Origin of the sequence: Parafilimonas terrae (assembly GCF_900115755.1) — a bacterium.
GTDB lineage: Bacteria > Bacteroidota > Bacteroidia > Chitinophagales > Chitinophagaceae > Parafilimonas > Parafilimonas terrae.
Window position 1 is genome coordinate 37022 of the sequence record NZ_FOXQ01000005.1, and the last position, 14287, is coordinate 51308.

Here is a 14287-nt window from a genome sequence, read left to right on the forward strand (position 1 = left end):
TTAAGCAGTGAAAGCAATACCGCAACGCTACCGGTAATGGAAGCTTTTTATACGTTACAGGGAGAAGGTTTTCACCAGGGAAAGGCTGCGTATTTTATCCGCCTGGGTGGCTGCGATGTAGGCTGTTTCTGGTGCGATGTAAAGGAAAGCTGGGACGCAGCTGTGCATCCGCAAAAAACAGTAGCGAAAATTATTGAGGAAGCGAAAAAAGCAATCAGTTTTCAGCCATCGGCAGTTAGCCCCATTTTTGTTATCACCGGCGGCGAGCCTTTGCTGCACAACCTGGATGAACTTACACTCGGATTAAAAAATGAAGGTTTTAAAACCAATATAGAAACTTCGGGTTCCTCACCGCTTTCAGGTTATTGGGACTGGATTTGCCTTTCACCCAAAAAGTTTAAAAATCCCTTACCGGAAGTGTTTGCCGCGGCCAGCGAACTGAAAGTGGTGGTATATAATAAATCAGATTTTAAATGGGCCGAAGAAAATGCTGCGCAGGTTTCGGCAGATTGTAAACTTTACCTGCAACCCGAGTGGAGCAAAGCTCAATCAATAACACCTTCCATTATAGAATATATTAAACAACATCCCCGCTGGCAGCTAAGTTTGCAGGTGCATAAATACCTTGATATTCCATAAGGGGCTAAGCATCGGCTTACCTTGCCATGCCTCTTCCAGCCAATGCTTTCCGGATGCTTTTGTTATTTTTTCCGGCAGAATTGGGCAGCAGTTTCATACCTTTTGTTTATTAGGGGTATAAGTTTGATTGTAATTTCTACCACATTCCTGCCCTCCCCGGTGGAGCCCATTCTAAAACGATGAGCAACCGGCAGGCATATATTAACGTGAGTCCGGGATAAGGAACGGGGTGCACGTTATTTCGACGATAGGAGAAATCTCTCGGATACCAACCATCAGGAAAATCGTGAGGCCTTTCCTATCGTTGAGGTGCCGGCCCGCCTTCATAATAAAAATTGAACAACTTTATATTCAAAATAAATCAAACCTTCTTATCCAGGGCTCACGTTAGGTTATTCTTTTTCCCCGTCCCTTTCCACTCTTATAGTGCATTCGCCCACCAATGCTGCAACTGCGCCGATAGCCGCAAGCACAGGCGCTACCAAAGCGCCCACTACGCCAATCGTTAATGGAAAGCTCATTAACTCTTTACCGTCTTTATCAATAATGGTTATCTTTCTTATGTTGCCCTCTTCTATTAGTTCCTTAACTTTTTTAAGCAGGTTTTCGCCGTGCACTTTAAAGGATTCCTGGAAACTCATGGTATTTGCTTTATAGGTTGTTATTGAATAATGTTAGCCAATAATGAAATTAATGCAAATATCCTGCTTTATTAAAATTCAAAAAAACTGGTAAAACAGCGGAATACAGCGGGCTTAACTTCAATGGCTTATATGGATCTTTTTTATAAAGGCAAGTTCTTTTGTATTCCACAGGTACAGCATAACGAAAATGGTAAAATGATACTTGGTCTCAAACTGCACGGCAAACTTCTTTTTTATATTGCTTTTGGTGCCGTTAACCGTAATAAGGCTCACATCAGGCTGCCATCCATAGTCAAACCTGTATTCTGCCATTTGTATTTTTTCTAAAAACTGGCCAGGCGCTTCAATCCATATTTTGCCTTTGTACCAGTATTCATCTTCCAGCATAATCTCGTACTCCACGTTGTAAAAGGAGTTTTCGGCAAGAACGCCCTGCATCAGCCTGAAGAAATCTATGGTGAAATTATCAGTACTGTCAAGAATCTGGTAGCTGGCTATTTCCGGTATTATCTCAGCATAATTAAGCCGGTAAACAATCAGCTTGCGCATGCCGCTTTTCAGCTCAGATTCGCTTATCCATTTAAGCTCTTCTTTTACGTATGGGGAATTGATTGAATTGTTGGAATGAATAAGTATGAAGAAATCGCAGGCCTTTATTTTACGCTGTAATTCTGCTTTCCAGTTGGCGCCAACATGTATGGATTTAATATCGAGGAAAACATCATGGCCTGCATCAAGTTTGTAAATATGATTGCGGATGTTGTCTGCTATCGCAGCATCTTTTCGTGAGTAGGATATAAAGAAGTTAGCCATAATTGCAGTTGAAATGTTGACTGGTTAATTATTAGTAGTATAAACTTGCTTACCCGTCAACCAATCTGCCCTGGATTGCAATTGAAATGCTGACCTGCCCGGTTGACAAGTTGATTAGTTCTTACCTCCCAACCATTCAACCTATCACCCTCTCAACTAATCAACCTATCAACCAATCAACTATTCAACCATTCAGCCTTTAGCAACAAACGCATTCACCAGCAGCCGGTACTTTTCACTCAACGGAACCAGCGGCAGGCGCAGGTAGTTTTCTATCAACCCCATTTCTGCCAAAAATGCCTTTACACCGGCAGGATTATTTTCGGCAAACATCAGTTCATAAGCGCCGGCCAGTTTATCATTAATTGATTTCGCTGTTTTAAAATCATGCTTTAAGCTGCTTCTCACCATGTCAGAAAATGCTTTCGGGAAAGCATTGCCTGCAACGCTTATTACACCCTGCATGCCGCAGGCAATCTGTGCCATACCCAGCGCATCATCACCGCTTACCACCAAAAAATCTTCCGGCGCATCGCGTAACACTTTAACGCATTGGGCAAAATCGCCGCCGGCTTCTTTAATGCCTTTTATATTTTCAACATCCCTGGCAAGCCTGATGATCGTATCCGCTTCTACATTTTTAGATGTTCTTCCCGGCACGTTATACAAAAGAATGGGTTTGGGCGATGCTTCTGCCAAAGTTTTATAATGCTGGTAAATGCCTTCCTGCGACGGCTTGCTGTAATACGGCGAAGCGCTCAGCACAGCAATAGCATCTTCCAAAGGAAAGGTTTCAAGATCGTGCAGCAGTTCGGCTGTGTTGTTGCCGCCAATGCCAACCACCACCGGCACGCGTTTGTTTACAACATCATACGAGAATTTAATAATATCCTTTTTCTCTGCTGTATTCAGGGTGGGGGCTTCCCCTGTTGTGCCCAATACAACAATATATTCCACGTTGCCTTCAATTACATAATCGATCATTTTTTTGAAGGCATCGTAATCAATATCAAAATTTTTTTTGAAAGGAGTAACCAGCGCCACACCGGTACCGGTTAATGTATCTTTTAAAGAAGCCATGTTGCTTGTTTGTAATTGATAGTTGCTTTGTTGACAGGTTGAATGGTTGATAAGCTAAAAAGTTAACCGGGTATTTTCCCAATCAACTTATCAACAGCTCAACCAGTCAACTTCTAACCCATATTATGAAATACTTTGCTTACGTCATCGTCCTGCTCCAGGCGCTCAATGAGTTTACTCACATCTTCCGCCTGCTCTTCTGTAACAGGAACAGTGGTGGTTGGAATCCATTCCAGTTCTGCGCTTAAAGGTGTAATACCCTTATCTTCCAAAGCCTTTTGCAGGTTGCCAAAATCGGTGAAAGCAGAACGTAAAACAATTATATCGTCGCCGTTTTCATCGGTGCTCTCACCCATTTCTTCCAGGCCAAAATCTATCAGCTCAAATTCCAGATCTTCCACGTTCAGGCCTTCCGGTTTTAATTTAAAAACACCCATTTTCTTAAACTGGAAGCTCACGCTGCCATTATTGCCCAGCGTGCCGCCGCCTTTATTAAAATGACTTTTTACATTGGCTACTGTGCGCACATGGTTATCGGTTGCTGTTTCTACCAATAAAGCCACACCGTGCGGCGCATAGCCTTCATATAAAATCTCTTCATAGTTATCCATTTCCTTGCCCATGGCCCGCTTTATAGCAGCTTCCACGCGGTCTTTCGGCATGTTTACACTTTTTGCGTTCTGCATGCAGCGGCGCAAGGCCGGGTTGGTGGCGGCATCAGGGCCGCCGGCCTTTACGGCAATGGCAATTTCTCTCCCTATGCGTGTAAATTGTTTGGCCATCCTGTCCCAACGGGCAAACATGGTGGCCTTTCTAACTTCAAAAATTCTACCCATAACACTTTATATAAAACTGAACCTTTTATTTAAGGGGCGTAAAGTAAATAAAACTTTGGCGGAGTTTTTTTATATCAGCAAAATTTCTCTTGTGTAAACAGGAAACTTTATCATAAGAAATAAAACTACCGGGGATAACAGCCTGTGAACCCGTAAACATCAAAAACTATCCTTATTCGCCAGTTGCCCGCAGGCGGCATCAATATCTTTACCACGGCTGCGGCGCAACCTTGCGTTTACGCGATGGCTTTCAAGGTATTTCATGAAGTGTTCAATTGTTTCTTCGTCAGGCCTGGCAAAACTGGCGCCATCAATAGGATTGTATTCAATAATATTCACCAAATCGGCGGGTACCTGCCTGTATATTTTTACCAGTTCTTCTGCATCCTGCTGCGAATCATTAAAATCCCTGAACAGGATATATTCAAACGTTACTTCATTCTTTGTTTGCTTATAGAAATAATTAAGCGCTTCAATCAACGACTTTATATTGTTTGAATCGTTAATCGGCATTATTTCATGGCGCTTTTTATCGTTGGCCGCATGCAGCGATAAAGCCAGTTTAAACCGCACCTTATCATCGCCCAGTTTTTTTATCATCTTCGCCACGCCTGCCGTGGAAACCGTTATGCGGCGCGGGCTCATACCTAATCCATCTTCCGCAGAAATTTTATCAATGGCTTTCAGCACGTTGCTGTAATTAAGCAAGGGCTCGCCCATGCCCATGAATACAATATTGGTAAGATGTTTATTGTAAATGCGTTCCGTTTGCTCGTTTATTAAAGCCACCTGGTCGAAAATTTCATCGAATGTGAGGTTGCGGAGGCGCTCCATTTTGCCGGTAGCGCAAAATTTGCAGCTTAAACTGCAGCCGATTTGCGAAGAAACGCAGGCCGTTTTTCTCTCTTCGGTGGGAATTAAAACGCCTTCAACAAAATGGTGGTCAAAGGTTTCAAAGCGGCTTTTCACCGTTCCGTCTGCACTGTATTGCGTGGTATTAACGGTTAATGCAGGCAAAGAAAAATGTTCTGCCAGTTTGCTGCGCAGGTCTTTGCTGATATTGGTCATGGCATCAAAGCTGCCGGCATGCTTCTGCCAGAGCCATTCATATACCTGTTTTGCACGAAATTTCTTTTCATCAATTTCGGCAAAGAAATTTTCGAGCTCGCTTAAACTTAAATTCCTGATATTGTTTTGCTGCGCAGAAAGCATTTTGCAAAGATACTTTACAGCTCATTCAATAAATAACTAAGGTTATGTTTAAATTGATGCGCTATGGTTTCATGCAGATGACACGGGTTTCTGCAGCAGCAAATCCATCTGTGTTTATCTGTGCAATCTGTGAGCAAACCCTAATTCATCTTTACACTCACTGCATTGCCTTTGTATGAAACTGTTTTTTCCTTTTCATCAAAATTCAATGCAACACCCTTTTCCTTTGTTACCCAAACAATATTAAAGCTGCGTTTTGCAAGCATGCCATTGAAATTGCCTTCACGTTTTCCAATGGTGAGTGTTTTTGTTTGCTCGTTATATTGTATTGGAATGATGGAATATTTACCCTGCTCATAATTATAATTCGTGCCTTCATCTTCATACAAATCAAACTGCGCATCTTTTCCTGCATAAACAAATAATGTGATCTTATCCTGCGGCTTTTCATTCGTGTATTGCAAATCCACACCAAACGGAACAATCGAACCTTCTTTTACAAACACCGGCATTTTTTCATAAGGCGCATCTGCATTAATTGTTTGGCCGCCATTAAAATATTTTCCTGAATACAAATCATACCAGCCTTGCCCGTTTGGCAAATAAACTTTTCGTTCAGTTGCTTTATAGGTATAAACAGGATTGATTAAAAACGATGGCCCAAACATGTATTCATCATCAATATTTTTTATTGCATTATCGTTTGCAAAATCCATTATCAATCCGCGCATAATCGTGTAATCTTTCACATAACTCCAGCCTGACAAAGAATAGATATACGGCATTAAACGATAGCGAAGCTTATCATAATACAACATGCTTGTATAAGCCGGGCTTCCTTCCGGCGCTATGTTGTAAATTTCACGGAAAGGAAACTGGCCATGCACCCTGAACAATGGACAGAACGCACCAAACTGGTACCAGCGGGTATTCATTTCCCGCCATTCAACGAGGTTCTCGTCCTGCGGGTTTTGATAACGCTGTTCTGTTGCAAAACCGCCAATATCCATCGTCCAGTAAGGAATGCCCGATAAAGAAAAGTTGATGCCCGCAGCAATCTGGTCTTTCATATTAGGCCATGTTGAAGAAATATCGCCGCTCCATGTGGCTGCGCCATAACGCTGCGAACCGGCAAACGCAGAACGGGTTAATATAAAAACCCTTTTATCAGGATTGGTTGCACGCTGGCCTTCATAAATGCCCTTTGCATTTTCCAATGGATAAGCATTCAGATAACCGGCAGAGCTGCCCAATGCAAACGGCGTCATCTGCTCTTTTCTTTTGGTTGAATTTACATTGGAAAGAATATCGGGTTCGCTGGCATCCATCCACCAGGCATCCACGCCTTTTTTATACAATTTATCGTTCAGCAAATCCCAGAAACCCTTGCGGGCATCTGCATTAAAAGCATCATAAAAAGTGGATACATAACCTTGTGCAATCCAGTCGCGCTGGCTGTCGGCAATATTTCTTGTATATAACCAGCCATGTTTTTTGAAATCGTTATAAGAGGGGATGCCTTCATAAAACTTGGGCCACACAGAAATCATAAAATGTGTGTTGTATTTGTTATGCAGCACATTTATCATGCTGTCCGCATTGGGAAATCTCGATTTATCAAATTCCTGGCTGCCCCATTTATCCTGCTCCCAGTAATTCCAGTCGAGCACAATATTATCCAGCGGAATTTTTCTCTTCCTGAATTCATCAACAGTACTTAAAATCTCATCCTGTGTTTTATAACGTTCCCGGCTTTGCCAGAAACCCATCGCCCACTGCGGCGCAATAGTTGCTTTGCCGGTTAAGGTGCGGTAACCTGCAATAATATCATCTGCATTATTGCCATAAATAAAATAGTAGTCAAGCTGTTTGCCTGCTTCGGAAGAAAAGCTGTAATCGTTTATTTGTTCAGCAGGAATGGGTGGAAGATATTTTGCAGAAACATAAGATTCGCCGCCATCGGGCATCCATTCAATTTTGATAGCATATTTTTTTCCTGCATCAAACTGCTGATGCAGCACAACAGCACCGGGGTTCCATGCCTGCCGCCAGCGGTCAACCAGCAATTTGCCATCAATCCAAACTTTAAAATAACCGGCATACGTAAAGCGGAAATTATGGTCACCGGGAATGTCAGAGCTTACCGATCCTTCCCAAACAATTTTTCCATTGGCAATATTGAAATTGGATGGCAGCCTTTGTTTGGTATCGTTGAGAAAAGCATAATCAATTACTGATTCCGCTTTTATAAAATCGGCAGTTGTGTTGTTTTTATTGTTGAAATAAGAAGCAGTTAGCCAGCCCAATTCATTATCTTTTGAAAATAATTGTAAAGCTGATAAATTTTGATAAGGCCGTATATCGCCAACCGTTGTAAGCGAAGCATTATCCCAGAGAATACCATAATTTTTACTGGAAACAAGTAAAGGAACAGCTACTTCCGTATTGTTCTGAAACAGGTAAACCTGGTTGTTGCGATAGTTTACTATACCATCCTGGTGCTGTCCCAATCCATACAAAGCATCATCCGGCGTGGTGGTAAAAGTTTGCCTGATATTATAAAAAGGTTCGCCGTTAAACACAGCAGGCACAAGGCTCCTGCTATCAGTTTGCTTTTCCTGCACAATAGCTTTCCCGTTCAAATCATAAAAAGAAACAGCGCCGGTTTGTTTATTAACAGAAACCTGGAGCGCACTGGTTTTAAGCTGAACAAAATCATTCGCTTCCTCAACCGTAAAATTTGTTTTTTGTGTTAATGCATTATTTAAAACGATCAGGCTTTTATTCTCAAAACCATTTGTGGCGCTGGCTTCAACCCTTACAATTTTATCACTCACCGCCTGCAGCTTTACAGCCTGCACATTGCCGGAATAATTTTGATTTGGATAAACGATAACGCCATCACCTGTTTTTGTGAATGTTTGTGCAGATGTATTTGTGGAAATGAAAATGAACGATAAGAAAACAACGGTAAAAAAATAGTTGGCAAGTTTATACATCGATAAAAATTAAATGATCAATTCAGGTAAAAGTAAACCAGTTCAACAAATGAAAAATATCAAATGCCTGTACTTTTTTGCAGCAGGCGAAAGCGTAAAAGCAAACTATATTTGCCGCCTCATTAAATCATGATGAACGATTGTTATATAGTTGATGCAGTAAGAACACCTGTTGGCAAATATGGCGGAAGGCTAAGTTCCATCCGCCCGGATGATTTGCTGGCGCACGTAATAACCGCTTTACTCAACCGCAACCCCGTTGATCCGCGGGATATAGAAGATGTGATTGCCGGCGATGCCAACCAGGCCGGTGAAGACAACCGTAATGTGGCAAGAATGGCGGCGCTGCTGGCAGGTTTGCCTGTTACTGTTGCAGGCTGCACCGTAAACCGTTTATGTGCCAGCGGGCTGGATTCCATCATGCACGCAGCACGTGCCATTATGTGCGGCGAAGGCATGCTGTACATTGCCGGCGGCGTGGAAAGCATGAGCAGGGCTCCGTTTGTTTTGGCGAAGGCTGAAGGCGCTTTTCAGCGTAAGCAGGAAATGCACGATTCCACCATTGGCTGGCGGTTTACCAACAGGCAACTGGCTAAAATGTACCCGCCTTATTCCATGGGCGAGACTGCAGAGAATGTTGCTCATCAATTTAAAATAAGCCGCGAAGCGCAGGATGAATTTGCCCTGCATTCGCAGGAAAAATATTTCAAAGCCCTGGCTGAAAATAAATGGGAGGCAGAAATTGTGGCAGTAGAAATGATAGCCGATAAATTGATAACATGGTTTTCGCAGGACGAACACCCACGAAAAACATCGCTTGAAAAACTGGCGGCATTAAAACCGGCATTTGCCAAAGATGGCTCGGTAACGGCTGGCAATTCATCCGGCATAAATGATGGCGCTGCGGCTTTACTGCTGGCAAGCGAGGAAGCGCTGAAACTGTTTAACCTCGAACCATTAGCCAAAATTGTAAGCATGGGTGTTGCCGGCGTTGACCCGTCTATTATGGGTATTGGCCCGGTGCCTGCCACGCAAAAAGCCTTAATAAGGGCTAACCTCAAAGTAGCTGACCTGGATTTGATTGAACTGAATGAAGCTTTCGCTGTTCAATCATTAGCTTGTATTAATGAGTTGGAATTAGACATTAATAAAGTAAATGTAAATGGCGGCTCTATTGCCATCGGCCACCCGCTGGGTTGCAGTGGTTCGCGCATATCTGCCACTTTGCTGCACGAAATGAAAAGGCGGAATCTTAAATATGGTTTAGCCACCATGTGTGTAGGCGTGGGGCAGGGCGCTGCCATTATTTATGAAGGATTGTAAGGATTTCGTTTTTTAAATACATAATTTCAGCCGGGCAAGTTCAAATTCCTACAAGTTTGTCTTAAATTAATGCCATTAAACGCAAATTCTGCTTGTGGCATTTTAATTGAACGTATCTACCTTCGCTTTTTTAGCGCTATTAAATGACAAACTGACTTTTGAAAGGAATATGAATAAATTTATGCTTAGTGATGAAGATGCAGATTTTTTGCCCATCATACCCATCAACGAAAATGACGACCAGGATAAAAACCTGGTAGTTCCAGATACGCTTCCGCTTTTGCCCTTAAGAAATACGGTATTATTTCCGGGTGTTGTTTTGCCGATAACCGTGGGCCGCGATAAAAGCATTAAAGCGGTAAACGAAGCTTATAAAGGCGATAAACTGATTGGTGTGCTTTCCCAGAAAGATGCCAATGTGGAAGAGCCCGGGCCGGAAGATATGTGTGAAATTGGCACCGTAGCCAAAATTGTGAAGCTGATAAAAATGCCCGATGGCGGCACCACCATTATTATCCAGGGAAAGAAAAGGTTTAGCGTAACAGAAATTATTCAAACCGAACCTTATTATACCGCGTCTGTGCAGGTACTGGCCGAGAACGAAGTTTCGCCTGAAGAAAATTTTGATGCGCACCTGGCTTCTATTAAAGACCTGGCATCGCAAATCATACAGATTTCGCCAAACATGCCGGCGGAAGCGGCTATCATCCTTAAAAATATTGAAAGCCCTTCTTTTCTCATCAATTTCGTAAGCAGCAATTTAAACAGCGATGTAAGCGAAAAGCAAAACCTGCTGGAGATTGACGATCTTACACTTCGTGCAGAAAAACTGATAGAGTTGTTACATAAAGAACTGCAATTCGCAGAACTAAAGAATAAGGTAACCACTAAAACCCGCACGGAGATTGATAAACAGCAGCGTGAATATTTTCTGCAGCAGCAGTTAAAAAGCATAAAAGACGAACTGGGCGGCGATACCAACGAAAGGGAAATTGCCGAAATGAAGAAGAAAGCGGAAACAAAGAAATGGAGTGAAGCGGCAAAGGATATGTTTAAAAGCAATATTGCCAAGCTGGAAAGAATGCATCCTACAACGCCGGATTATTCTGTTATTTATAATCACCTCGACTTATTGCTTGACCTGCCATGGCAGGAATATACAAAAGATAATTACGACCTGAAGCACGCCGCCAAAGTGCTGGATGCAGACCATTATGGCATGAAGAAAATTAAAGAACGCATTCTTGAATACATTGCCGTTCTTAAATTAAAAGGCGATATGAAAAGCCCGATACTTTGTTTTACCGGCGCACCAGGCATTGGCAAAACATCGCTGGGCAAAAGCATTGCGCATGCCATTGGCAGAAGATATGTGCGGGTAAGTTTAGGCGGCTTGCATGATGAAAGTGAAATACGTGGCCACCGCAAAACCTATATCGGCGCCATGCCCGGCCGCATTATTCAAAACATAAGGAAAATAAAATCATCCAATCCTTTAATGGTATTGGACGAAATTGATAAAGTTGGCGCTGATTTCCGGGGCGACCCTTCTTCTGCTTTGCTGGAAGTATTAGATCCCGAACAGAATAATACTTTCTATGATAATTATCTTGAACTGGAATACGATCTGAGCAAAGTATTATTCATTGCCACAGCCAATAATATTCAAAACATACAGCCTGCACTGCGCGACCGTTTGGAAATAATTGACCTGAGCGGTTACGCCGTGGAAGAAAAAATTCAGATAGCACAGCGCCATCTTGTGCCCAAGCAAAAAGAGGCGCATGGTTTAGGCAAATCCAAACTTAAAATAAGCGATAAGGTTTTACAAAAGGTTATAGAAAACTATACAAGGGAAAGCGGCGTGCGTGAATTAGACAGGCAACTGGCGGCCATTATGCGCAACAAGGCAAAGGAATTTTCGTTGCGTGGCAGGGTTTCGCCCACCATATCTTTAAATGATATTGAAAAGATATTAGGCACGCAGAAATACAGCAACGAAATTTATAAAACAGCTAATATGCCGGGCGTTGCAGTTGGCCTCGCCTGGACGTATGTGGGCGGTGATATTCTTTTTATTGAATCTATTTTAAGCGAAGGCAAAGGCGAATTAAAACTTACAGGCAACCTCGGTAATGTGATGAAAGAAAGCGCTTCAACGGCTTTTAGTTACCTGCAAGCCAATGCCAAAAAATACGGTATTGACCCAACTATTTTCAGCAAGAAAAACATTCATATACATGTGCCTGAAGGCGCGGTCCCAAAAGACGGGCCAAGCGCAGGAGTTACTATGTTGAGCTCGCTGGCATCTGCATTTACAGGCCGTAAAATAAAACCATATCTCGCCATGACGGGTGAGATTACATTACGCGGCCAGGTGCTGCCTGTGGGCGGCATAAAGGAAAAAGTGCTTGCGGCCAAACGCGCCGGGCTTCGTGAAATTTTAATGTGCTATCTTAATGAAAAAGATGTAAAGGAAATTGACAGCAATTTTATAAAAGGCATCACGTTTCATTATGTGAAAAACATGCAGCAGGTACTTGATATTGCATTGGTGTGATGACGTGAATTGTGAATCGTCAAACGGGAATGTAAGTTTAGGAGGGCACGCTCATTTCGCGAATTCCTTAAAGCACAAAATAAGTGCTGCGCATTTATTTTTTATTTGGATTACCGGCTATAGTATTTCATGGCATTGCCTGTTGCGTCGCAACACTTGTACTGTAGTTTCTTACGGCAGCTCAGGCTTCACTGAAATATCAATACTACCAATATCCTTCAGCTAATTTTATGAAATTGCATTTAGCTAACATTCATTAAAAACATCAGTAAACAGTTGTTCAATGAAAATTTTACTTCAATATTTAAAACCATATAAATGGCTGGTTGCATTAGCGCTGTTGCTGGCAGCTATCAATCAAAGCTTTTCCATGCTCGATCCCTATTTCTTCGGGAAATTCTTTGATAAATTTCTTACGCACCCGTTTGATATAGGATACTTTGATGCAAAGAAAAACTTTATTAAAACTGCCACAAGAACAACCAATGAATTTGTATGGGGCGTAATTGGTTTTCTTGGCATTTTCGTGGGCGTGGCAATGGTATCAAGAATTGCCAAAGCTTTCCAGGATTATTTCACCAACGTTATTGTGCAAAAATTTGGCGCAAAGATTTTTACCGATGGATTAAAACATTCCATGCTATTGCCTTACCAGGATTTTGAAGACCAGCGCAGCGGTGAAACACTTTCCATCTTAACCAAAGTAAGGGCCGATACAGAGAAGTTTATCATATCATTCATCAATGTTTTATTCGCCATAATAGTAGGTGTTATTTTCGTAAGTGTTTATGCTTTCAGTTTGCACTGGTCTATCATGCCCATTTATACGCTTGGCATTGCAGCGCTTGCATGGCTTACCAGTTTTTTAAGCAGGAAAATAAAACTCATTCAAAAAAATATTGTTACAGAAACCAATGCGCTGGCTGGTTCAACAACAGAATCGCTACGCAACATAGAACTGGTAAAAAGCCTTGGCTTAACCAACCAGGAAGTTGACCGGCTGAATAAAAACACCTATAAAATTCTTGGGCTTGAACTGCGAAAAGTAAAAAGCATAAGAACGCTGAGTTTTATTCAAGGCACATTTGTAAACTTTTTGCGGCAGGTAATTATGTTCACTTTAGCCTGGCTTGTTTTCAGGGGACAATTAACTGCAGGACAAGTAATGACACTTACTTTTTATTCATTCTTCATTTTTGGCCCGTTGCAGGAAATAGGCAACATTATTATGTCTTACCGTGAAGCCGAAGCTTCGCTGATGAATTTTGATAATGTAATGAAAAGGCCTGCGGAAAGAATGCCCGTTTCACCGGTACATATCGGCAACCTTGAAAGATTAAGTTTTAAAGAGGTTTCATTTAAACATCAAACAGCGCAATACAAAGCGCTTGACCACATAAGCTTTAATGCAGAAAAAGGCGAGACGATTGCTTTTGTTGGCCCTTCAGGCGCAGGTAAAAGCACTCTGGTAAAAATGCTGGTTGGCTTATATCATCCGCAAACGGGCAATGTGTTTTATAATGGTGTTGACAGTAATGATATAGCGCTGGAAGATTTAAGAAAACAAATTGGTTTTGTAACGCAGGATACACAATTGTTTGCGGGCACTATAAAAGAGAATCTTTTATTCGTAAACCCCGGTGCAAGTGATGAAGATCTGCTGGATGCGCTTTACAAAGCAAGTTGCCAGAACTTACTGGAAAGAGCTGATAACGGCATTAGCACCATAATTGGCGAAGGCGGATTAAAATTAAGCGGTGGTGAAAAACAAAGGTTGAGCATTGCACGTTCTTTATTGCGCAAGCCACATTTGCTGATATTTGATGAAGCAACTTCTTCGCTGGATTCAATAACAGAAGAAGAAATAACTTCAACCATAAAGCAGATATCGGAAATGAAAGAACAGGTAACTGTTTTAATTGCACACAGGTTAAGCACCATTATGCATGCCGACAGGATTTATGTGCTTGAAAAAGGCCGTATAGTTGAAACAGGCTCTCATTATGAATTGCTGGAAGAAAAAGGCTTATACTATGCCATGTGGCGCCAGCAAATTGGTGAAAGAAAATTTGCTGCTTCAAAACAGCCTGCCTAACTTGTGTTAGCATTTCATGAAATAGTTGTTGAATGAAAAGACTTATACATACAATAGTGAGGCGATGATGAAGAGCAAATATCTAC

General features: G+C 42.0%; 10 protein-coding genes. 4 read left to right on the forward strand and 6 right to left on the reverse strand.

From position 1 onward, the window contains the following. Positions 1-36 precede the first annotated feature (36 nt). A complete protein-coding gene (locus BM015_RS09590) occupies positions 37-639 on the forward strand; it encodes a 7-carboxy-7-deazaguanine synthase QueE (protein ID WP_090658191.1) in 603 nt (200 codons plus the stop codon). A gap of 392 nt (positions 640-1031) precedes the next feature. Here BM015_RS09590 and BM015_RS09595 read toward each other — a convergent pair whose 3' ends face one another. The 6 genes from BM015_RS09595 to BM015_RS09620 form a co-directional block, all read right to left on the reverse strand. After that, entirely contained in the window at positions 1032-1280 is a 249-nt protein-coding gene (locus BM015_RS09595) for a DUF4342 domain-containing protein (RefSeq protein ID WP_090657752.1), read from the reverse strand. 120 nt (positions 1281-1400) lie between these two features. Continuing rightward, positions 1401-2096 (reverse strand): toll/interleukin-1 receptor domain-containing protein, encoded by a 696-nt coding sequence (locus BM015_RS09600; protein ID WP_090657754.1) that lies wholly within the window; start codon positions 2094-2096, stop codon positions 1401-1403. A gap of 192 nt (positions 2097-2288) precedes the next feature. Beyond that, entirely contained in the window at positions 2289-3176 is an 888-nt protein-coding gene (gene dapA / locus BM015_RS09605; protein ID WP_090657757.1) for a 4-hydroxy-tetrahydrodipicolinate synthase, read from the reverse strand. A 113-nt stretch (positions 3177-3289) separates the two neighbouring features. After that, a complete protein-coding gene (locus BM015_RS09610) occupies positions 3290-4012 on the reverse strand; it encodes a YebC/PmpR family DNA-binding transcriptional regulator (RefSeq protein ID WP_090657759.1) in 723 nt (240 codons plus the stop codon). A gap of 159 nt (positions 4013-4171) precedes the next feature. Beyond that, positions 4172-5224: a dual-specificity RNA methyltransferase RlmN gene (gene rlmN / locus BM015_RS09615; RefSeq protein ID WP_090657761.1), complete on the reverse strand. Its 1053-nt coding sequence runs from the start codon at positions 5222-5224 to the stop codon at positions 4172-4174. Between the two features lie 140 nt (positions 5225-5364). After that, positions 5365-8223: a TIM-barrel domain-containing protein gene (locus tag BM015_RS09620; protein ID WP_090657764.1), complete on the reverse strand. Its 2859-nt coding sequence runs from the start codon at positions 8221-8223 to the stop codon at positions 5365-5367. Between the two features lie 129 nt (positions 8224-8352). On the opposite strand from BM015_RS09620, the gene BM015_RS09625 reads away from it, so the two are divergent. The 3 genes from BM015_RS09625 to BM015_RS09635 all read left to right on the forward strand — a co-directional run bounded on the left by BM015_RS09625 (position 8353) and on the right by BM015_RS09635 (position 14201). Next, positions 8353-9546, forward strand: coding sequence for a thiolase family protein (locus BM015_RS09625; protein ID WP_317040529.1), 1194 nt, complete (start codon positions 8353-8355; stop codon positions 9544-9546). A gap of 181 nt (positions 9547-9727) precedes the next feature. Continuing rightward, positions 9728-12106: an endopeptidase La gene (gene lon, locus BM015_RS09630; protein ID WP_245751341.1), complete on the forward strand. Its 2379-nt coding sequence runs from the start codon at positions 9728-9730 to the stop codon at positions 12104-12106. A 283-nt stretch (positions 12107-12389) separates the two neighbouring features. Beyond that, positions 12390-14201, forward strand: coding sequence for an ABC transporter ATP-binding protein (locus BM015_RS09635; protein ID WP_090657769.1), 1812 nt, complete (start codon positions 12390-12392; stop codon positions 14199-14201). The last annotated feature ends 86 nt before the right edge of the window (positions 14202-14287 follow it).

Coding starts and splice junctions, on each gene's coding strand:
- BM015_RS09590 (WP_090658191.1), top strand. CDS start 37: ATGGAAGCTTTTTATACGTTACAGGGAGAAGGTTTTCACCAGGGAAAG.
- BM015_RS09595 (WP_090657752.1), bottom strand. CDS start 1,280: ATGAGTTTCCAGGAATCCTTTAAAGTGCACGGCGAAAACCTGCTTAAA.
- BM015_RS09600 (WP_090657754.1), bottom strand. CDS start 2,096: ATGGCTAACTTCTTTATATCCTACTCACGAAAAGATGCTGCGATAGCA.
- dapA (WP_090657757.1), bottom strand. CDS start 3,176: ATGGCTTCTTTAAAAGATACATTAACCGGTACCGGTGTGGCGCTGGTT.
- BM015_RS09610 (WP_090657759.1), bottom strand. CDS start 4,012: ATGGGTAGAATTTTTGAAGTTAGAAAGGCCACCATGTTTGCCCGTTGG.
- rlmN (WP_090657761.1), bottom strand. CDS start 5,224: ATGCTTTCTGCGCAGCAAAACAATATCAGGAATTTAAGTTTAAGCGAG.
- BM015_RS09620 (WP_090657764.1), bottom strand. CDS start 8,223: ATGTATAAACTTGCCAACTATTTTTTTACCGTTGTTTTCTTATCGTTC.
- BM015_RS09625 (WP_317040529.1), top strand. CDS start 8,353: ATGATGAACGATTGTTATATAGTTGATGCAGTAAGAACACCTGTTGGC.
- lon (WP_245751341.1), top strand. CDS start 9,728: ATGCTTAGTGATGAAGATGCAGATTTTTTGCCCATCATACCCATCAAC.
- BM015_RS09635 (WP_090657769.1), top strand. CDS start 12,390: ATGAAAATTTTACTTCAATATTTAAAACCATATAAATGGCTGGTTGCA.